Genomic DNA, 19,037 nt, shown 5'->3' with positions numbered 1-19,037 from the left:
GCGGTACGGGTGCACTTCCCGCGAGTCGACTTCAGCGGAAAGAGGTTGCCATGCAAGAGACTTCGGACGCGATCGGGTCGCTCACCGTGGGCGCGCTGCCCGGTTGCGCGCCGCGGCTGCTGCGGCCGGGCGGCGCGGTCGAGGACCTGGCGGCGTATCGGGCCGCGGGCGGGTACGCGCCGCTCGGCGCCCCGGATCCGCTGCTGACCGAGGTGCGGCACAGCGGGCTGCGGGGGCGTGGCGGTGCGGCGTTTCCGCTCGCGGTCAAGCTGACCACCGTCCGTGACGCGTGGTCGCGTGGTCGAGCGACGGTCGTGGTGGCCAACGGCGAAGAGGGCGAACCGGCCTCGGTCAAGGACAAGTGGCTGCTGCGCCGCCGCCCGCACCTGGTGCTGGACGGGTTGCGGCTGGCGGCCGCGATCGCCGGGGCGCGGCGGGCGTACGTCTATGTCTCGGACCCGGAGTCCGCGCGCCGGGTCGACGCCGCGCTCACCGAACTCGACACGGCGGCGGTCACCGACGTCGTGGTCGAATTGGTCACGGTCGCACCAGGTTACGTCGCGGGCGAGGAGACCGCCGCGATCCGGGCGATCGACGGCGGCCCGGCGAAACCCTCGGACAAACCGCCGCGCCCCTTCGAGCACGGCGTCGGCGGCGCGCCGACAGTGGTGAGCAATGTCGAGACCCTGGCGCATCTGCCGTTCGTGCACCGGTACGGCGGCGCGGCGTTCCGGGCCGTCGGCACCGACGCCTCCCCCGGCACCTTCCTCGCCACGGTCACCGGCGGCGACCGCCCCGCCGCCCTGTACGAACTCCCGCACGGCACCCCGGTCACGGACCTGCTCGCGCTGCACGGTGTCTCGCCGGATGCCGTGCGCGGCGCGCTCACCGGCGGCTATTTCGCGGGCATGGTGGACCGCGCGGTCCTGGGCGCCACGCTCGACCACGAGTCGATGCGCGGCCTCGGCGGCGGGCTGGGCTGCGGTGCGATCTCGCTGCTCACACGCGAATGCCCGGTCGCCGTCGCGGCGGGCGTGCTGAGCTACTTCGATCGCGAGAATGCCGGGCAATGCGGCTCCTGCTTCAACGGCACCGCCGCCATGGCCGCCTCGGCATCGGCCCTGCGCGACGGGCGGGCCACCATGGCCGATGTCGAGAGATTGCGGCGCTGGTCGGTGGTGCTGCGCGGCCGCGGCGCCTGCGGCACTCTGGACGGCGCGGCCAACACCGCTGCCACGTTGCTCGCCCGGTTCCCCGCCGAGGTCGACGCGCATCTCGGCGGGCGGTGCGCCGCCTGCGGCGACGGAATCTATCTGGCAGAGCGGCCCTTCGACGCGCAGGCGGTGCTGGTCTCGTGAAAATTCGTCTCGACCGGACACTCTGCGACGGCTTCGGCATCTGCGCCAAGCACGCGCCGCGGCACTTCTCCCTCGACGACTGGGGCTACGCGGCCATCGACGGGGACGGCACCGTCGCTCCGGCGGACCGCGACAGCGTGCTGCGTGCACTGCTGGATTGCCCGGTCCACGCCATCACCGAACTGCCGACCGCCGAATCGAACGCCGCCACAACGCCTTCCGACGCCCCGACGTCCGAACGGGGGCCCACTCCATGACCGATCCCGACGACAGCCCGCCCGACGCCGCCGACCTACCCGCCTGGAAGCAGCGGGCGGTGGACCGGTCGCTGCGCTCCGCCAAAGCGCGGGCGGGACAGCGGGTGCAGCGGTTCCTGGACGCGGCGCAGGCCATCATCACCGAGAAGGGCAGCACCGACTTCACCGTCCAGGAGGTGGTCGACCGTTCGCGGCAGTCGTTGCGCAGTTTCTATCTGCAGTTCGACGGCAAACACGACCTGCTGCTGGCGCTGTACGAGGATGCCCTGGGCCGCACCACCGATCAGATCCGCGCCGCGACCGCCAACAGCGTGCATCCCCTGGACAAGGTCCGCACCGCGGTGGAGCTGCTGTTCCAGCTGTGCCGCCCGGATCCGCACGCCCGGCGGCCGCTGTTCACCGAGTTCGCGCCGCAGCTGCTGAGTTCGCATCCCGCCCAGATCCGGCTGGCGCACGCGGCACTGTTCACCCTGTTCACCGAGCTGCTCACCGAGGCGCACGGCGCGGGCCGCCTGGTCTCGGGCGCGAATCCCCGCCGCGTTGCCGCGATCACCATGCAGACCGTCATGTTCATCGCGCAACCGGCCGTCATCGAGTCGGAGTCGCATCCCATCACCGCCGACGAGGTGTGGAGCTTCTGCGCGCACGGCCTCACCTGACCGTCGCCGCGTATTCGCGCGGCGTCATCGGCACCAACCGCGCCTGCGCCGCCGAGACCGTCACCGCCCTTCTCGCCGACTTCGCCGCCGGGACCCTGCACCGCCCGGTCGGTGATCGAGAATCCTTGCGGGCCACCATGTCCGAGCGCGGCGTACCTGCGATCGGCTGGCCCCAGTGGCGAGCCATCGACGCCGCCGAACGCGAACAAGGCACGGCCACGGCGCGGCCCCGCGTCAAATTCGTCTCCGTCGAGGAGATGCTCGCGGTGGCCCGGCGGTAGCCACATCCGCCCGCCGGTGAGTGAACGATCGTGCACCCATTCTGCGGGCGTAGCGGTCGGGATCCACTGGGCATCGCGGCGATTCCAGTGTACGTTCGTACACAGGAGGAGGAATCGCCTTGGACCTGTTGAAGTGGAGCAAGCGTCCCGCCGCGGGGGTCGGCGCGCGCAATCCGGGAGTCAACATCCTGCGCGGGCTGGTGGCCCGCGCCACCACACCGCTGCTGCCGGACGACTATCTCCGCCTGGCCAACCCGCTGTGGACCGCCCGCGAGTTGCGCGGCAAGGTGGTCGACGTGGTCAAGGAGACCACGGATACGGCCACCGTGACAATCCGTCCGGGCTGGGGCTTTCCGGCCTCGTACGAGCCCGGGCAGTACGTCGGTATCGGCCTGCAGATCGACGGCCGATGGCACTGGCGGTCCTATTCGCTGACCTCGATCGGCTCGGAGCGCGACAAGACCATCTCGATCACGGTCAAGGCCAATCCCGACGGTTTCCTGTCGACGCATCTGGTCGACGGCGTCAAGCCGGACACCATCATCCGGCTGGCGGCGCCCAAGGGGGATTTCCATCTGCCGCAACCTGTTCCGGGACAGATTCTCTTCGTCACGGCCGGCAGCGGCATCACTCCGGTGATCGCGATGCTGCGAGCGCTCGCCGCCCGCGGCGAGACACCCGACATCTGTCACATCCATTCCGCCCCCACCCGTGACGACGTCATCTTCCTCGACGAGATGGAAGCCCTCGCCGACGACTCGAGCGCTTATCACCTGAATCTCCAACTCACCAGGGAGATGGGCAAATTCGACGCCGCGCGGCTCGACGAATGGGTGCCGGACTGGCGCGAACGCGAATGCTGGGCGTGCGGTCCGCCGGCGCTGCTGGACGCGCTGGAATCGCACTACGAGGCGGGCGGGCTGCGCCACCGCCTGCACGTCGAGCGATTCACCATCGCCCGCACCGATCACGGCGGTGAGGGCGGGACGGTCCATTTCGCCGTCTCGCACAAGGAGGCCCGGATCGACGGCGCCACCACTCTTCTCGAAGCGGGCGAGAAGCTCGGCATCGCGATGCCCTTCGGCTGCCGGATGGGTATCTGCCAAACCTGCGTCGTCCCACTGGCCGGAGGTTATGTGCGCGATCTGCGCACCGGTGTGGAGCGGCGCGAAGGAGAACGAATCCAGACATGCATCAGCAGCGTGTCCGGCGACTGCACTCTCGATCTGTAGGAGGGTAAATGGCCATCACCGACATCGACGCCTACGCGCACCTGACTCCCGACGACGTCGAGGCGCTGGGGGCCGAACTCGACGCCATCCGCCGCGATATCGAGGAATCCCGCGGCGAACGCGACGCCGCCTATATCCGGCGCGCCATCGCGCTGCAGCGCCTGCTGGCCGTCGGCGGGCGCGCGACCCTGATGTTCAGCAACCGCCGGGCCGCCTGGCTCGCGGGCACGGCGATGCTCTCGCTGGCGAAGATCATCGAGAACATGGAACTCGGGCACAATGTGATGCACGGGCAATGGGATTGGATGAACGACCCGGAAATCCACTCCTCGTCGTGGGAGTGGGACACCACCTGTCCCAGCGTGCAGTGGAAACATTCGCACAACTTCGTCCATCACAAGTACACCAACGTCGTCGGCATGGACGACGATGTGGGCTACGGCGTGCTGCGCATCACCCGCGACCAGCGGTGGGAGTGGTGGAATATCGGCAATCCGATCTACAACCTGGTGCTCGCGACCTTCTTCGAGTGGGGCGTCGCACTGCACCATCTCGAGGTCGAGAAGCTCCGCAACAAGGAGAAGACCTGGCGGCAGGCGCTCAAGGATCTGCGCATCATCGGCACCAAGGTCGGCAAGCAGGCGGCGAAGGATTACCTGATCTTCCCCGCGCTGTCGGGCCGGAATTGGAAGACGACGCTGACGGCCGATGCCACCGCGAATATCGTCCGCAACTACTGGGCGTATCTGGTGATCTTCTGCGGCCACTTCCCCGACGGCGCCGAGAAATTCACCACGGCCGAGTTCGAGGCCGAGGACCGCCCGCGCTGGTACCTGCGACAGATGCTGGGATCGGCCAACTTCCGCGCCGGACCGCTGATGCGTTTCATGAGCGGCAATCTCAGCCACCAGATCGAGCACCACCTCTTCCCCGATCTGCCGAGCAACCGGTACGAAGAGATCGCCGTCCGAGTCCGCGAACTGTGCGACAAATACGATCTCCCCTACACCACCGGTTCGCTGGGCCACCAATACCTGCAGACGTTCCGCACCATCGCCAAACTCGCCCTCCCCAACGCCTTGCTCGCCGCCACCCCCGACGACGCCCCGGAGACCGCCTCGGAACTGCGCTTCGCCGTCCGCGAGGGTTTGCGAACCCATTTCGGCCCCGGGCCCGACGGCAGACGCAGAGGACTTCGCACCGCTCTTCGCGAACTCGAGCGCGCACCGCTCCGGACCACGCGCTGACAGGTGGCCGTCAGTCCACGGAACCCCTTGCCCGCCAGACCGAGACGGCGAGAGTGGACATGTCGAGGGCGGGGCTGAGGGCTATCTCGCCGGTGGCGGCTCGGGCTCGGAAGGCCTCGAGCACCTTGCCGGGGTCGCCGCTCAGCTCGTAGACGGCGAGATAGCGGTGGGGCGGGTCGCCAGGGCCGGGGACGAGGTCGTAGCGCTCGCCGCCGCGGACGCCGGGGACGGCGGTCACATCGGCGAGGTGCCGGGTGTCGTACCACTCGTTGAAGGCGTCGTCCTGTCCCGCTACCGCGTTGGAGAAGACGAGCATTTTCGAGTTCGCCATGTGCGCAACACCTTCCGGTCAGTCGCTGGCGGGCAGCGGCTTGGCTTCCTTGAGCGTGAGCGGGGTGGCGCCGACGCTCAACGTGCCGGCGCCAGCCTTCGTCACCAGCACCTCGGCGCCGGACTCGTCGACGTACCGCTTGCCCAGCTGGTTGCCGTCGGTGAGGTTCGGGTCGGGGGTGGCGCCCGCCGCGGGTTCGCCGTCGAGCGGGATCATCGGGACACCGCCCGCGCGGAGGTCGTCGAGACCATCCGTCGCCTTCACCACGATCACCTCGGTGTCGCACACCTGGCTGCGCAGCCGCGTGCCGTTCTTGACCATTGTCATCCTTTCCTGGCGGCGATCATCTGCTCGTCGCCGCGTCCACCGCGGGTCCGTATTCCTCGACCAGGGTGCGCCGCAACACCTTTCCGGTCGGCGTGGCGGGCAGCGAGTCCCGGAACACGACCCGGTCCGGGGTGCGGGAGCCGCGCAGTGCGGCGCGGACGAACTCGCGAAGTTCGGCCGGGTCGGGCGTCGCGCCCGGCTCCGGCACCACCACCGCCACGATGATCTGCCCCCATTGCACGTCCTCGACGCCGATCACCGCGACCTCGCGCACGGCCGGATGCTCCACCAGCACGTCCTCGATCTCGGCGGGCGCGATGTTCTCGCCGCCGCGGATGATGGTGTCGTCGCAGCGCCCGCCGATGTACAGGTAGCCGTCGGCGTCGAGCGTCGCGACGTCTCTGGTCGGGAACCAGCCCTCGGCGTCGAGCACCGAGCCGATCCCGGTGTAGCGCCCGGACACCTGCGGCCCGCGCACGAACAACTCACCCGTTTCCCCCGGCGGCAGCACCCGCCCGCGCTCGTCGCGGATCTGCACTTCGATATCGGGCACGGGCCGCCCGACCGAGCCGAGCCGCCGCGCCACCTCCGGATCGGTGGCCGCGCGCGCCGCCCGGTGATCCTCCGGGCCGAGTACCGCGATGGTCGAGCTGGTCTCGGTCAGCCCGTAGGCGTTCACGAAACCCACCTCCGGCAGCAGGTCGAGCGCCTTGCGCACCAGCGGCAGCGCCACTTTCGACCCGCCGTAGGCGACGTTGCGCAGCGTCGGCAGCGTCGCCCCGGTCCGTTCCAGCTCCGTCACGATCCGGTCCAGCATGGTCGGCACGACCGTCGCCGTCGTCACCGACTCGCGGCCGATCAGGCTGATCCAGCGCGCCGCGTCGAAGCTGCGCAGATACACCATCCGCCGACCGGCGTAGAGATTCGACAGCGCGGCGCCGATGCCCGCGATGTGGTAGGGCGGCACACAGATCAGCGCGGCGTCGGTGGGTGCGGCCGAGTCGAATTCGACCGTCCCGGTGATGTAGCTGAGCAGGTTCTGATGCGACAGTTCGACCGCTTTCGGCGCCGAGGTGGTCCCGGAGGTGAACAGCACCACGGCCACCCGATCCGGATCGGGTGACTCCGACACCGGGTCGGCCGCGGCGGCGGCCGCGACGAAATCGCCGGAACGCATTACCCGCTGCCCGAAGCCGGAGACGACGTCGTGATACTCGTCGTCGCACACCAGCAGCGGGTCATCCAGGCGCGCAACCAGTTCCCCCAGCGCCGCACCGCTCAGCCGGTAGTTCAGCGGCGTGACGGGCACCGAGGCGCTCGCGGCCGCGAAGATCAGCAGCGGCAGCATGTGCCCGCCGGTCCCCACGTAGGCCACGCTGCGCGCTCCCGAGGCCGCCACGACCCCCGCGCCGCCGTGCGCCAGGGTCTGCAATTCGCCTGTGCTCCAGCGCACTTCGTCACAGACGAGGGCGGTGCGTTCGGGGTCGCCGGAGACCGCCATGTCGAGCAGCAGCGACACGGTCATGACGCGGCCCCGTTCGCCCGCGGCGGCCACGCGCCGTCCCACGCGATTCGCTCATCCCGTCGGCTCATTCGCACCCTCTCCGCGAGCCTCCGCCCCACCCGCGCGGCGGGCGGGAAACTTGTCGGCGGCGTTTGTGATATCGCCATTCTCTCTCAGAGAGAATATCATATTCACCGGTAGCTCAGCCCGCCGCGACCAGGTCGGACCCGCCCCACATCCCGGTCAGCAGCAGTTCGCCACACCGGAACACCTCGGCGCCACCGGTTTCGGCGTCGGGGGCGCCCGCGGCCGTCAGCGCCGCCCCCTTGAACGCCCGCGCGGCGCCGCTGAGCCGGTGCTGCACTGTGCCCAGCCTGTTGTCGAGTTCGCGGGGCAGCTCCTCGCCCCACAGCGCGACCTCGATCAGTTCGTGGTCGAGGCATTCGAGCACGCCCCGCCGCACCCGCGCGTCGGCGACGAACATCCGCGGATCGACCGCGACGGCGTGCGGCCAGGTGTCGTGCACCGGCGAGGCCAGCGACCGCTCCAGATCCAGCACGGTGGCGCCGAGTATCCGCAGGGCGCGGACGTCGGTGGCGTCGGCGAGCAGCACGGTCACCTCCCAGCCCGCCATCGTCCGGTCGCACACCAAGCCGCCGACATGCCGCACGGCCTCGACGGCGTTGGTGGCCACCACGGCGAGCCGGTAGCGCAGCAGATGTTCGCGAGAGTGCGCCCGCCAGCCCGAAACCGATTGCAGTGCATCGAGTTCCGCTGCGCCCGATGCGGCAGAGTGAGCAGCCATGGTTTCCGTCCCGATGGTGAGGGCCGCGCGGCCCGTGGTGACCCGCGGCGACTCAGCCGCGTGGCAGTCCGAGCACCCGCTCGGCGATGATGGTGCGCTGGATCTCGGAGGTGCCCCCGGCGATGGTGCCGGCGAAGCTGCGGATATAGCGCTCGAACCAGCTGGACCAGTAGTGATCCAGGGTCCACGGACTCGGCTGCGAACTCCGCGCCGGATGCAGGAGCCCTTCGGTGCCGATGGAATTCAGCGCCTGCTCCGAGGCCGCCTGAATGGCTTCCGAGCCCAGCACCTTGAGAACCGACAGGGACGGGACGTCCTGTTCGCCGCGGGCCTCGCGGGACAGCGCCGCCGAGCCCAGCAGCCGCAGCGCCTCGGTGTCCATCACCAACCGGGCGTAGGCGTCCCTGTCGTGGGTGTCGCGCGGGCGGAAGTCACGCAACAGGTCGTCCAACCGGTCGGCATAGCTCAGCCACAGCATCGTGCGCTCGTGCCCGAGTGAGCCATTGGCCACCGACCAGCCCTTGTTCAGCTCGCCGACCAAGTTCTCCGCCGGCACCCGGACGCCTTCGAAGTAGACCTCGTTGAAGTCCAGGTCGTCCGGCGAGGCCACCGACGCGAACGGCCGCCGGGTGACTCCGGGCAGGTCGGTGGGGATGATCAGCACGCTGATCCCCCGGTGCTTGGGCGCGTCGGGATCGGTGCGGACGAAGGTCAGCAGCACGTCGGCGTCGTGGGCCCCGGATGTCCAGACCTTCTGGCCGTCGACGATGAATTCGTCCCCGTCGCGAATCGCGCGCGTGCGCAGCGACGCCAGGTCCGACCCCGCGCCCGGCTCGCTCATCCCCAGTGACGCGGTGATCTCGGCGCGCAGGATCGGCACCGCCCAGCGGCGCTTCTGCTCCTCGGTGCCGAAGGTCAGCAGCGACGCCGCGACGATTCCGACGCCCTGCGGGTTGAAGCTGTGGTAGATCCGGCGCTTGGACAGTTCCTCGAGGTGGACGTACTGCTGCAGCACCGAGGCATTGCGGCCGCCGAACTCCGGCGGGTTGGCGGGCAGCAGCCAGCCGTTGTCGAACAGCAGCCGCTGCCAGCGCCTGGCCCATTGCGGCACATCGGAACTGGAGCGCGAGCGCTCGGCGGTCTCCGACGCGTCGGGCAGGTGTTCGGTGAGAAAGGCGACGAACTCGGCGCGGAACGCCTCGACGTCGGGATCAAACGTGAGCTGCACGGTACTCCTCGGCGATCAATGCCCGGTGCTGGGCCGCGCCGCCGAGCATCAGCTCACCGGCCTTGGCCCGTTTGAGCGCGAACTGTAGGTCGTTTTCCCAGGTGAAGCCCATGGCGCCGAACAGCTGCAGACCGTGCCGGAAGACCGTGGACTGGCATTCGCCCGCTGCGGCCTTGGCCATCGAGGCCGCCAGCCGTCGTCGCGGGTCGTCGGCCGCCAGGCACAGCGCGGCGAAATAGCCCAGGGCGCGGGCACGTTCGATGGCGATGTGCATATCGGCGGCCTTGTGCTGCACGGCCTGGAACGACCCGATGACGGCATCGAACTGGCGGCGCGTGCGCACGTGGTCGAGGACCATGTCGAGGATGCGCTGGCAGGCTCCCACCGTGGTGAGCGCGAGCCCGGTGAGCGCGTGCTGGCGGGCTCGCTCGGCATCGACCTCGCGTCGATCGGCGGTGGTGACGCGCACCGCGTCGAAACCCACGTCGGCGATGTGCAGCACCGGATCGAACACCGAGGTGCGGGTCGCGGTGACGACCGTCGCGGGCACCACGAACACACCGGCCTCGGTCACGACGGCCAGCCGCTGTGCCCGATCACCGTCCAGCACGTGCCGGGCCGTGCCGTCCAGCCGCCAGCCGGACCCGTCGGCGGTCGCGGTGACGCCCGAATACACTGCGGCGCCGGGCTCTTCGAGAGTGCCGGTCTCCCCGGCGAGCGGTGCGAACTGCGACATCGTCGCCAGGAACGGGGTGGGGTCGGTGGCGCGGCCGAGCCCTTCGAACACGATGCCCAGTTCGACCGACAGCGCCGGATCGGCCAGTTCGGTCCAGCCGACATCGACGTAGGTCCGCCACAGCGTGCCGGGTTCGACGTCCTTGTCGACCACATCCCTGATCAGCGCGGGCGGGCACGCCCTGGCGGTCACCTCGCGCACCGTGTCGCGCAACAGTCGCTGGTCGGCGTCGAACTCGAAGAGCATCGCGGCCTCCCTTCCTTCGCAGCCTCACATGCAACCCGGGTAAGAGAATAACATTCTCTTACAAGGAGAGTTCATTTACGACCGAGGTGGCTCATACCGCGTCGGCCTCGGACACCCGGTCGGTCGCGCGGGCGAGGGCGGCGTTGTAGTCCTGCACGAAGGCCAACAGCACCGCCAGCGTCTCGTCGTCGCCCGGCAGGCTGTCGCCGAGGGCGGTCAGTTCCCCGTACAGCGGGGCCACCGCGACCTCCGCCCGCACCGCCACCGGCTCCACACGCACCCGCCGCCGATCCCGCGCGTCCCGGTTGCGGCGCACGTAACCGGCGCGTTCCAGGCGGTCCACCACCGTGGTGATGGCCCCACCGCGCGCGATGCCGAGCAGGTCGGCCAGCTCGCCGGGTGTCAGCGGGCCCCGCATCCGCAACAGATTCAGGCACGACAGGTCGGTGACCGTGATACCCAGCCGCGCGGCGACCGCCGAGTGGAAGACCACCGTGCGGGTCGCCTGGACCCGCAATTCCTCTCGCAGCGCGGCCACCATGTCGGCCCGCGTGCTCCCTGTCGGCATCGCTGCCACTCCTTCCGGCCCGCCGTTCCCGCAACCGGCGGCATTGCCACGCATCGATCGAGAGAATATCATTCTCACAGTCAGGTAAGGAGGATCTCATTATGATGTGGGCGTGCCCTGTCTCGTGCGAACCCGCCGCCTGCCGTCCGCGGCCCCGCGGGCGATGAAGGACCAGCTGTGGTAGTCCCCACGGAGCGATCGCCGTCGGCCATTCCAGTGCAACCCCCTATGGGTCGCGGCGATCGGCGCCACAGCAGGGCGCGCACGGGATTCGGAATCCGCCGTTACCCCCAGATCCCGTGCCCGCGCCCACCCGGCCACGCGTGGGATACCCGCCCATGACGGGACTCACCGATATCGACCTCCGTGCCGACGGGCAGCCCGGCGAGCCGCTGGTGGTGCTGGAGCCTCGGCGGCCCCACGACATGTCTGCGGCAGCGGCCGTGCGGCTGGCGGCCGAGGTGGAACGAGCCGTACCCCTGGTGGTGACGGTATTGCGGGAACCGCCCCCGCCGCAGTTGCGGCCGCTGCTCAGTGCTTCCACCCTGACTCTCGTCGATCGGCCGGTGTCGGGACGCTGGCAGCAGATCGTCACCGTCCCGGATGTCGATGCGGCGCTCGAGACCTTGCGCCGCGCCGTGACCCACGCACCGCGCGCCGCCGTCGCCTGCGGGCAGCTGCTGCGGCAGACCACGCTGCCGGCGACCACGCCCGCGCTCGCGGCGGAGGCGGCGGTGTACTCGATGCTGTTGGGCGGCAGCGAATTCGGCCGCTGGCTCACCGAAAGAGGCCCGGCGCGAACGGATCGCGCGCCCGGTGGCGACACGGTGCGCGTGCACCGGGACGGCGCGACGCTGGCTGTCACACTGGACCGGCCGCACCGCCGCAACGCCCTGAACGCCCGGATGCGGGAGGAGCTGCTGGCGGCGCTGGCGGTCGCCGAGGCCGACCCGGCCCTCGCGTCCGTCGAGCTGTCCGGCACCGGGCCGGCCTTCTGCAGCGGCGGCGACCTGGACGAATTCGGCACTGCCACCGACCTGGTGGCCGCCTACCTGGTCCGGCTCGACAGAGCACCGTGGGCGGTGATGGACCGCATCGCGGGCCGCCTCACCGCCCGCGTGCACGGCGCCTGCATCGGCGCCGGCGCCGAGATGGCGTCCTTCGCCGGAACCGTGATCGCCGCCCCCGACACCTATTTCCGGTTCCCGGAACTGAGCATGGGCCTGGTCCCCGGCGCGGGCGGCACGGTGGGCGTTCCCCGCCGCATCGGCCGCTGGCGCGCCGCCTGGCTCATGCTCACCGGCGAGCCCCTGCCCGCCCACACCGCCGTCGAGTGGGGGCTGGCCGACCGGCTCACCGAATGTCCACGACCACAAGGTATTCCACCGGAACGGAACCTGCTGTCGAGGGCGGTCCGGTGACCGCGAACCCGCGGCCCGACACGCCCGCCGACGTCGTCCGCGGCTGGCTGAGTGCACCGCACGATTCTCGATCGGCGACCGAACACGAGGCTCGGGCAGGCACCGGCGCGGTCGAATGGCGGACGCGCGTCCCGGCGGCGGCTGATGCGGACTCGGCCGACTGTGCCGCATTGGGGTGGGCCGCGTCGGGTGCGATGGATCTCACCGGGTTCGCCGACGGTCCGCCGGTGCTGTCGCCCGCACCGGCATACGGGCTCTTGCGAGAGGTTGCGCGGGTCTTCGGGGACCTGACCGAGCGGGTGGGGCGGCGGGTGGCTGCGGATCCGGGATCGATCCTGGCCGAGCGGGCGGGACTGCGCGGGTTGCGGCGGGATGGGCAGCGGACGGCGGGCGGGGCGGGGCGGCTGTTGCGAGCCGGGGACGGGTGGTGTGCGGTCTCGCTGAGTCGGCCCGATGATGTCGAGGCGGTGCCCGCGCTCGTCGGTGAGCCGTGCGACGAGGACGCGTGGACCGCTCTCGAGATCGCTGCTGCGCGCTGGACCGCAACGGAATTGGCGGAGCGAGCGCAACTGCTGGGCGTCCCGGCGGCGGCACTGCCGGCCACTGCGCGCCGCTGCGTGCCGTGGCGGACCAGCCGCATCGCCGACCGCGCGGGAGGACGCGGGCTCGGCGACCGCGTGGTGGTCGATCTGTCGTCACTGTGGGCGGGACCGTTGTGCGCGCAGCTGCTCGGACGGGCCGGAGCGCGGGTCATCAAGGTGGAGAGCGTCCATCGCCCCGACGCGGGGCGGAGCACCCCGCGGTTCTTCGACCGGCTGCACGCCGGTCACGAACTCAGGTCCCTCGATTTCCGAACCACTTCCGGCCGAGACGAATTGGCCGACTTGATCGACTCCGCCGACATCGTCCTGGAGGCATCCCGGCCCCGCGCGCTCGAACAACTCGGCCTGGGCCCCGCCGACCGTCCGCACCGCCCCGGGCGGATCTGGCTGAGCCTCACCGGCTACGGCCGCGACCACCCGATGCGCGTCGCGTTCGGTGACGACGCGGCGGTCGCGGGCGGCCTGGTCGGCTGGCACGACGGCGAGCCGGTGTTCTGCGCCGACGCCATCGGCGACCCGCTCTCCGGACTGTGTGCCGCCCTGGCCGTAGCGGGTGCGGTGCACGCCGGCGGCGGCCTGCTCATCGACCTGTCCATGCGCGCTTGCGCCGCTGCCTTCGCCACCGCGCCCGTCCTGCCCCACGGCCCACACCACCTCGCACGCCACCACGGCGCGTGGACCGTCGAATGCGAACACCTCCACCGCACCCAACCCGTACTCCCCCCGCCGATCCCGGCGCCCGTCAGCGCACCGGCGGTCCGAGCCATGTCCGCAACGGCGACCTCACTGCAGGCTTGGCGTGGGAACCACTCCTGCGCAACGCCTTTCGCGACCGAAGGCCAGAGGTGAGCGCTCATGCTCATTCGCAACGCGACGGTCTTCGGGAGTGCGGGTACGGATGTGCGGTGGTCGCGGGGGCGGATTACCGAGTGCGGGCGGGGCTTACGGGCGAGAGTGGGTGAGGAGGACATCGATGCGGGGGGTGGATGGCTGCTGCCGGGGCTGCACGATCATCACACGCATCTGCGGGCCACGGCGGCCCTCGCGGAATCGGTGCGGCTCGACGAGCCTCCGGTACGCAACCGCGCGCAACTGACCGAGCGATTGCGGCGGGCCGATCGGAAAACCGCCGGGCAGAAGTGGATTCGGGCCGTCGGGTATCACGAAGGATGCGAGGAGCCGCTGGACCGGTGGGCACTGGATCGGATGGTGAGCGGCCGGGCGGTGCGGGTCCAGCATCGCTCGGGGGCGTTGTGGGTCCTCAATTCCCGCGCCTGCGAACTCCTGGGTGTGGACGACTGCACGCTACCGGGTGTGGAACGCGATGCCGCCGGGCGCGCTACGGGCCGGTTGTGGCGGATGGACGCGTGGCTGGCGGACGGCCTGCGGTCCGTGCCGCCCGACCCGGCGGCGGTGAGTGCCGCCGCGGCGGCGTGCGGGATCACCGGCTTCACCGACGCCACCCCGGCGCTGCGGCAGGCCGATATCGACGGGTTCGCCGGGTTGGTCGCGGACCGGCGCATCGTGCAGCGGATGCACTGTATGGCCCCGCCCGGCACGGCCGAACCCTCCGGGCCGCGATTCACGGTGGGGCCCACCAAGTTCCTGCTCGACGACACCGCGCTGCCGCCGCTCGACGACCTCGCCGAGCAGTTCCGCGCCGCCCACTCCGCGGGCAGATCTGTTGCGGTGCACTGTGTCACGCGGATACAGCTGGTGGTGACCATGGCCGCGCTGGACGCCGCCGGGGTGCGCCCAGGCGACCGTATCGAGCACGGCGCGATCATCCCGGCGGAGACCGTGCCGTGGCTGCGGGACCGCAGGATACCGGTGATCACGCAACCACACTTCCCGGTCGAGCGCGCCGAGCAGTACGCCCGGGATGTGCCTGCCGACGAACAGCACGACCTGTGGCGGCTGCGGTCACTGCTCGATGCCGGTGTCACGGTCGCCGCGGGCACCGACGCACCGTTCGGTGCGGCTGACCCCTGGGCCGTCGTCCGGGCCGCGGTCGATCGACGCACGGAATCGTCTGGCGCGGAAGGAATTTTCTCGGACGCGGCCGTCTCGGAAGCCGTACCCCTGGACGCCGCCGTCGCGCTGTTCCTCGGAACGGCGCACTGCCCGGCCCGCCGTCGCACCCTCGAGCCGGGACGGGTCGCGGATCTGACCCTGCTGCGCACACCCCCGGACGAGGTCCTCGGTACTCCCACGGCCGACCTCGTAGCCGCCACCGTAGTCGACGGCGAGCCGGTCTACCGGGCCTGACGTGATGCGTGGCCGATGCCGGAATCGCGCACCGCCCGCACCACCGACTCCCCGAACTCCGCCAGCGTCGTCGGCGGTGCGAAATCCGCGAACCACACATAGAACCGGCCCACGCCCAGCCGCGCCAGCCCGCGGAAATGCTCCACCAGATCCTCCGCGTCCCCGCACCGCAACCCGTCCCCGAGATAACCGAAGCGCCGCGCACTCACCGCCCGCACCTCCTCGGCGGACCGCCCCGCCCCCACGAAACCGATCATCTGCTGAATCGAGGCACCAGCCGACCCGATCGAGGGCAGCAGATCGGGCAATCGGCCCAGTTCCGTCGCGGGCAGATTCCACCAGGTCGCGTACTCCCGGACCAACTCCAGCGTCTTCGCCCCGGTCCCGCCCAGCACCAGTGGAATCGGCGTAGCAGGTTGGGGGACTTGGGCTTGCGCCGTCGCACCCCAGTAGACTCGCAACGACGCCAATGTGCGCTCGAGCCGCTCCCGGCGCTCGGCCGCGCGCGCCCGGGTGATGTCGAACCGAATCAGCTCCGCCGGTATCGAACCCGACCCGAGCCCGAGTTCGAACCTGCCGCCGGACGCCTCCTGCAATGTCACCGCCTGCTTGGCGAGCACCGCGGGATGCCGGAACGCGTCGCACAGCACCAGGTGCCCCACCCGCAGCCGGTTCGTCCGCGCCGCCACCCAGCTCGCCACGGTCATCGCCTCCCACAGCGGTTGCTGCTCCGCGCCCGGCGCGACCAGGTGATCGATGAATGCCACCCCGTCGAAGCCCACCGACTCCGCTGTCCGCGCGCGCTCCACGATGTCGGCCATCGGGAGCCGGATCTGCGGAATGAACAGAAAGAATTCGACCATTCACCTCTCGCTGTCTCTCATCGCCGGTCGACCACCACGGGCGCGACCGTCCCGACGCCACGAATCTCGGTGTCGGGCAGGGTGGTCAGCCGGAAGTCCGGGTGGGCGGCGAACTGCGCGATCAGCCGAGTCGCGATGTCGGCCACCGCGGCCGCGTCGTGCGCGGTGAACAGCACCTCGTCGCCCAGCGTCTTCACCACACTGCCACCCGACTCGAAAATCACCTGGGTGGAACGGAATTCGAAACGCCCGACGATGCGGGTCAGCTCGCCGCCGGACAACTGACGTACCCAGATCTGCCCCAGCACCCGCTGCACCTCGGGCATCCGGTGCATCATCTGCTCCACCACATCGATCCCACCGGCCCGCGCCCGCGCCCGCTGACTGGCCAGGATCTCCACCTGCAGGTGCGCCAGATGCGCGATCGCCCGCGTCAGCACTCTGGTCATGCGCAGCGTATCCGCCTCGGTCAGCACGTTTTCCGACACGTAGCCGCTGATGGTGCGCAGCAGTTGCACATCCGAGGCGCCGAACGCCACCGCGGTGTCACCGGTCGCCGGGTAGCCGAGTGCACGCCAGTACTGGCGTGCCTGCACCAGCGGGATGCCGACGGCCGCCGCCGCGTCCACGGCCGAATAGCGCAGCGGCTCACCGAATCCGGGCAGCAGCGGCAGCCCCGCCATGACGACTCCTGTCTCGCCCGGTCACAGCGCGAGCCCGCCGTCGACGGGGATCACCGCGCCGGTCATCGCGCTGTTGTCGGCCCCGGCGAGGAAGGCGAGGACCGAGGCGATCTCGCCCGGTTCGAGCAGCCGCCCCACCGGCTGCTGCCGACCGAAGCGATCGGATTCGGAGAAGCCGTAGAGGCGTGCGGTCTCGTCCAGGATCGCGGTGTCGGTGGAACCGGGACTGACCGCGTTCGCCGTGACGCCGGTGCCGCCGAGCTCCGCGCCCAGCGCCCGGATCAGTCCCGCCACACCGGCTTTCGCGGCGCAGTAGGCGGCCAGCTGCGGCAGCCCCTTCGTCGCGGCGGCCGATGCCACGGCCAGGAATCGGCCCGATCGCGGGGCGGGGCGGTCCAGGAGCGCCGGGACGGCCGCGCGCGCCAGGTTGGTCACGCCGCCCAGGCAGACGTCGAGCACCGCCCGCTCCTGCTCGATCGGCATGTCCCACAGGGGAACTCCCCCGGCGATCACACCGGCGGCGGCGATCGCCGCGTCCAGTCCGCCCCAGGCATCGACCGCCTCCGCCACGGCGGCTCGCAACGCGTCGGGGTCGCGGACGTCGGCCACGAAGGGCCTCACCGCCCCGACCCGGTTCACCCGGCCGCCCGCCTCGGTGGCGACCGCGAGCAGTTCCTGTTTCGTTCCCATCGCGTACGGCAGCACCGGATCGTCCGCGGCCACGTCCACCGCCAGCACCGACCACCCCCGGTCCGCCAGCGCCAGCACGGTGGCCGCGCCGATGCCGCGGGCCGCGCCGGTCACCACGGCGACCCGGCGATGCCCGCTGGAATTGGCTACATTTCGAGCCCGCGCCACGGCGCTACCTCGCTTCCGGCCCCGATCGCCCTCATGCCGCCGCCGTCTCGTGCCATCGCTCGATCTTCTCCGACAGCGCCCGCACCAGCGCCTCGGCCAGGACGCCGCCCTCCGCTCCGGTCGCACCGGCCGGGTCGCCGAGGACGCCCGCGTCGCTGATCGCGCGCACGCCGCAGGAACGCAACGGCGGCCACGGCTCCGGCGCGGAACGAGCGCCGCCCGCGACCGCACGGTAGTCCCGCACGGCCAGGGGACGAGCGGCCAGCATCAACGCCGTCTCGGTGCGCCCGGCATGGGGGTCACCGTTCCAGTGCGGGGCGAAGGCCCGCACGTCGCGCGATTCGGCCCGCAACCGGTCGACGGCGCGGGCCACCGGTTCGGCGCTGCCGTGATGGGTGGACACCAGCAGCACCCGCCCGAACGTCTCGCAGGCACTACGCCCCAACTCGGTGAGAACCGCCTCCAACGCCGACTGCCCGATCGACAGCGCACCGGCCGCGCCGCCGCACCCGTACGCCACGGGCGGCGCGACCAGCACGTCGGTGCGGGACCGCGCCAGTCGCTCACACAACGCGGACGCCACATCGGTGTCGGCGGACACCGGCAGATGCGGTCCGTGCGGTGCGGTGGCGCCCACCGGAACCGCAAGCAGCGCACCGGCCGCCGCGCGATCGCGGATCTCCGGCCACGTCAGGTCGGCCAGCCGGTATCGCGGGCTCATGACAGCACCCGCGACAGCCGTCCCGCACACCGGGTTCGGATCCGGTACGACCCCGCGTCGCGTACCGAACCGCGCTCCGTCTCCACAGCGTCGTCGATCATGAGGACTCCCGGGCAGTGCGCTTTCGTCACGGAGTGACGAAATGGAAATATAGTTCTCCAATTACGATAATGTCATTGTGTGTCAGAAACAAGATCGGGCCGTCCCCGCGGCACCAGCCGCCGCGAACTGGAACTCGTCGCGCTGCGGCTGTTCACGACGCAGGGCTTCGAGGAGACGACCGTCGAACAGATCGCGGCGGTCGCGGGAGTCAGCCGGCGCACGTTCTTCCGCTACTTCGATTCGAAGGCCGCGGTGCTGTGGCACCGCTTCGACACCGAGGTCGGCGCGATCCGCGCGCAGCTCGATCGCGCGCCGGCCGACCTGGGACTACTCGCCGCCATCCGCCGCGCCGTGCTGGCGGCCAACCGCTATCACACCGCCGACGTGCCGGAACTGCGGATGCGCATGAGCCTGCTCGGTTCGGTCCCGGATCTGGTCGCCAGCGCGGCGGTGCACTACCACGCCTGGGAGCGGGCGATCAGCGAGTTCGCCGCCCGCCGCACCGGGCGACCGGCGGACTCGCTGTTCTGCCTCGCGGTCGGGCGGGCGACCCTGGCGGTCTGCCGCGCCGCCTACGACAGCTGGGTGCAACGCGCCGACGCCGACCTCACCGACTACCTCGACACCGCGCTGCGGGCACTGGAGGCGGGCTTCTCCGACAGCGTCGTGGTCGCGCTGCCCGGGCGGCGATGACTCGGCGAGCGCCGGCGTCGCCGGATTCGCTGTCCTCGCCAGGCCCC

Annotated in this window: 21 protein-coding genes; 10 read left to right on the top strand and 11 right to left on the bottom strand. The window is 70.9% G+C overall.

What is annotated here, in order from left to right:
• Positions 1-50: 50 nt before the first annotated feature.
• The 6 genes from NWFMUON74_RS13495 (at position 51) to NWFMUON74_RS13470 (ending at position 5,034) form a co-directional block, all read left to right on the top strand.
• Positions 51-1,358, top strand: a complete 1,308-nt coding sequence (locus NWFMUON74_RS13495; protein WP_187688142.1) for an NADH-ubiquinone oxidoreductase-F iron-sulfur binding region domain-containing protein — start codon at positions 51-53, stop codon at positions 1,356-1,358.
• Positions 1,355-1,615, top strand: coding sequence for a ferredoxin (locus NWFMUON74_RS13490; RefSeq protein WP_187688141.1), 261 nt, complete (start codon positions 1,355-1,357; stop codon positions 1,613-1,615). The genes NWFMUON74_RS13495 and NWFMUON74_RS13490 overlap by 4 nt, the downstream gene beginning before the upstream one ends.
• Positions 1,612-2,274, top strand: a complete 663-nt coding sequence (locus NWFMUON74_RS13485; RefSeq protein WP_187688140.1) for a TetR/AcrR family transcriptional regulator — start codon at positions 1,612-1,614, stop codon at positions 2,272-2,274. Before NWFMUON74_RS13490 ends, NWFMUON74_RS13485 begins: the two co-directional genes overlap by 4 nt.
• Positions 2,244-2,555, top strand: coding sequence for a hypothetical protein (locus tag NWFMUON74_RS13480; protein ID WP_187688139.1), 312 nt, complete (start codon positions 2,244-2,246; stop codon positions 2,553-2,555). Before NWFMUON74_RS13485 ends, NWFMUON74_RS13480 begins: the two co-directional genes overlap by 31 nt.
• Before the next feature lie 119 nt (positions 2,556-2,674).
• Positions 2,675-3,787: a ferredoxin reductase gene (locus NWFMUON74_RS13475; RefSeq protein WP_187688138.1), complete on the top strand. Its 1,113-nt coding sequence runs from the start codon at positions 2,675-2,677 to the stop codon at positions 3,785-3,787.
• A gap of 8 nt (positions 3,788-3,795) precedes the next feature.
• Positions 3,796-5,034, top strand: a complete 1,239-nt coding sequence (locus tag NWFMUON74_RS13470) for a fatty acid desaturase family protein (RefSeq protein WP_187688137.1) — start codon at positions 3,796-3,798, stop codon at positions 5,032-5,034.
• Positions 5,035-5,044: 10 nt separating this feature from the next.
• Here the strand turns inward: NWFMUON74_RS13470 and NWFMUON74_RS13465 are convergent, their stop codons facing one another.
• The 7 genes from NWFMUON74_RS13465 to NWFMUON74_RS13435 form a co-directional block, all read right to left on the bottom strand.
• Positions 5,045-5,365, bottom strand: coding sequence for a hypothetical protein (locus tag NWFMUON74_RS13465; RefSeq protein WP_187688136.1), 321 nt, complete (start codon positions 5,363-5,365; stop codon positions 5,045-5,047).
• An 18-nt stretch (positions 5,366-5,383) separates the two neighbouring features.
• A complete protein-coding gene (locus NWFMUON74_RS13460) occupies positions 5,384-5,686 on the bottom strand; it encodes a hypothetical protein (protein ID WP_187689131.1) in 303 nt (100 codons plus the stop codon).
• A 22-nt stretch (positions 5,687-5,708) separates the two neighbouring features.
• Positions 5,709-7,217, bottom strand: coding sequence for a class I adenylate-forming enzyme family protein (locus tag NWFMUON74_RS13455; protein ID WP_187689130.1), 1,509 nt, complete (start codon positions 7,215-7,217; stop codon positions 5,709-5,711).
• Between the two features lie 181 nt (positions 7,218-7,398).
• Positions 7,399-7,911: a hypothetical protein gene (locus tag NWFMUON74_RS13450; RefSeq protein WP_187689129.1), complete on the bottom strand. Its 513-nt coding sequence runs from the start codon at positions 7,909-7,911 to the stop codon at positions 7,399-7,401.
• A 142-nt stretch (positions 7,912-8,053) separates the two neighbouring features.
• Complete coding sequence (locus NWFMUON74_RS13445) at positions 8,054-9,229, bottom strand: acyl-CoA dehydrogenase family protein (RefSeq protein ID WP_187688135.1); 1,176 nt, start codon at positions 9,227-9,229, stop codon at positions 8,054-8,056.
• On the bottom strand, positions 9,213-10,211 hold the full coding sequence (locus tag NWFMUON74_RS13440; protein WP_187688134.1) for an acyl-CoA dehydrogenase family protein: 999 nt from the start codon (positions 10,209-10,211) through the stop codon (positions 9,213-9,215). Before NWFMUON74_RS13440 ends, NWFMUON74_RS13445 begins: the two co-directional genes overlap by 17 nt.
• A gap of 91 nt (positions 10,212-10,302) precedes the next feature.
• Entirely contained in the window at positions 10,303-10,779 is a 477-nt protein-coding gene (locus tag NWFMUON74_RS13435) for a MarR family transcriptional regulator (RefSeq protein WP_187688133.1), read from the bottom strand.
• Positions 10,780-11,117: 338 nt separating this feature from the next.
• Here NWFMUON74_RS13435 and NWFMUON74_RS13430 point away from each other — a divergent pair, with 338 nt between their 5' ends.
• From NWFMUON74_RS13430 to NWFMUON74_RS13420, 3 genes are read left to right on the top strand one after another with little or no spacing between them, the layout of a single operon-like run.
• Positions 11,118-12,200 carry an enoyl-CoA hydratase/isomerase family protein gene (locus tag NWFMUON74_RS13430; RefSeq protein ID WP_187688132.1) on the top strand — a complete coding sequence of 361 codons (1,083 nt, stop codon included), beginning with the start codon at positions 11,118-11,120 and terminating at the stop codon, positions 12,198-12,200.
• Complete coding sequence (locus NWFMUON74_RS13425; protein WP_187688131.1) at positions 12,197-13,651, top strand: CoA transferase; 1,455 nt, start codon at positions 12,197-12,199, stop codon at positions 13,649-13,651. Before NWFMUON74_RS13430 ends, NWFMUON74_RS13425 begins: the two co-directional genes overlap by 4 nt.
• Before the next feature lie 6 nt (positions 13,652-13,657).
• Positions 13,658-15,070, top strand: coding sequence for an amidohydrolase family protein (locus NWFMUON74_RS13420; RefSeq protein WP_187688130.1), 1,413 nt, complete (start codon positions 13,658-13,660; stop codon positions 15,068-15,070).
• On the opposite strand, the gene NWFMUON74_RS13415 is transcribed toward NWFMUON74_RS13420, so the two are convergent.
• From NWFMUON74_RS13415 to mftE, 4 genes are read right to left on the bottom strand one after another with little or no spacing between them, the layout of a single operon-like run.
• Positions 15,058-15,933 (bottom strand): LLM class flavin-dependent oxidoreductase, encoded by an 876-nt coding sequence (locus NWFMUON74_RS13415; RefSeq protein WP_187688129.1) that lies wholly within the window; start codon positions 15,931-15,933, stop codon positions 15,058-15,060. The two genes, NWFMUON74_RS13420 and NWFMUON74_RS13415, sit on opposite strands and share 13 nt — an antisense overlap.
• Positions 15,934-15,950: 17 nt before the next feature.
• Positions 15,951-16,616, bottom strand: a complete 666-nt coding sequence (locus tag NWFMUON74_RS13410; RefSeq protein WP_187688128.1) for a nucleotidyl cyclase domain-containing protein — start codon at positions 16,614-16,616, stop codon at positions 15,951-15,953.
• Positions 16,617-16,637: 21 nt separating this feature from the next.
• Positions 16,638-17,474: a mycofactocin-coupled SDR family oxidoreductase gene (locus NWFMUON74_RS13405; protein ID WP_187688127.1), complete on the bottom strand. Its 837-nt coding sequence runs from the start codon at positions 17,472-17,474 to the stop codon at positions 16,638-16,640.
• Positions 17,475-17,505: 31 nt separating this feature from the next.
• On the bottom strand, positions 17,506-18,195 hold the full coding sequence (gene mftE / locus NWFMUON74_RS13400) for a mycofactocin biosynthesis peptidyl-dipeptidase MftE (protein ID WP_187688126.1): 690 nt from the start codon (positions 18,193-18,195) through the stop codon (positions 17,506-17,508).
• A gap of 180 nt (positions 18,196-18,375) precedes the next feature.
• Here mftE and mftR point away from each other — a divergent pair, with 180 nt between their 5' ends.
• The gene (gene mftR, locus NWFMUON74_RS13395) at positions 18,376-18,990 is read left to right on the top strand and encodes a mycofactocin system transcriptional regulator (protein ID WP_187688125.1); all 615 of its coding nucleotides are present in this window, start codon (positions 18,376-18,378) and stop codon (positions 18,988-18,990) included.
• Positions 18,991-19,037: the final 47 nt, after the last annotated feature.

Origin of the sequence: Nocardia wallacei, assembly GCF_014466955.1 — a bacterium.
Classification (GTDB): domain Bacteria; phylum Actinomycetota; class Actinomycetes; order Mycobacteriales; family Mycobacteriaceae; genus Nocardia; species Nocardia wallacei.
This window is presented reverse-complemented; position numbering and strand designations above follow the sequence as displayed.

Bases quoted from the DNA above. Each gene is read 5' to 3' on its own strand.
- NWFMUON74_RS13465 (WP_187688136.1), bottom strand. From the start codon at position 5,365: ATGGCGAACTCGAAAATGCTCGTCTTCTCCAACGCGGTAGCGGGACAG.
- NWFMUON74_RS13420 (WP_187688130.1), top strand. From the start codon at position 13,658: ATGCTCATTCGCAACGCGACGGTCTTCGGGAGTGCGGGTACGGATGTG.
- NWFMUON74_RS13435 (WP_187688133.1), bottom strand. From the start codon at position 10,779: ATGCCGACAGGGAGCACGCGGGCCGACATGGTGGCCGCGCTGCGAGAG.
- NWFMUON74_RS13470 (WP_187688137.1), top strand. From the start codon at position 3,796: ATGGCCATCACCGACATCGACGCCTACGCGCACCTGACTCCCGACGAC.
- NWFMUON74_RS13440 (WP_187688134.1), bottom strand. From the start codon at position 10,211: ATGCTCTTCGAGTTCGACGCCGACCAGCGACTGTTGCGCGACACGGTG.
- NWFMUON74_RS13495 (WP_187688142.1), top strand. From the start codon at position 51: ATGCAAGAGACTTCGGACGCGATCGGGTCGCTCACCGTGGGCGCGCTG.
- NWFMUON74_RS13415 (WP_187688129.1), bottom strand. From the start codon at position 15,933: ATGGTCGAATTCTTTCTGTTCATTCCGCAGATCCGGCTCCCGATGGCC.
- NWFMUON74_RS13485 (WP_187688140.1), top strand. From the start codon at position 1,612: ATGACCGATCCCGACGACAGCCCGCCCGACGCCGCCGACCTACCCGCC.
- mftE (WP_187688126.1), bottom strand. From the start codon at position 18,195: ATGAGCCCGCGATACCGGCTGGCCGACCTGACGTGGCCGGAGATCCGC.
- NWFMUON74_RS13430 (WP_187688132.1), top strand. From the start codon at position 11,118: ATGACGGGACTCACCGATATCGACCTCCGTGCCGACGGGCAGCCCGGC.
- NWFMUON74_RS13455 (WP_187689130.1), bottom strand. From the start codon at position 7,217: ATGACCGTGTCGCTGCTGCTCGACATGGCGGTCTCCGGCGACCCCGAA.
- NWFMUON74_RS13410 (WP_187688128.1), bottom strand. From the start codon at position 16,616: ATGGCGGGGCTGCCGCTGCTGCCCGGATTCGGTGAGCCGCTGCGCTAT.
- NWFMUON74_RS13460 (WP_187689131.1), bottom strand. From the start codon at position 5,686: ATGGTCAAGAACGGCACGCGGCTGCGCAGCCAGGTGTGCGACACCGAG.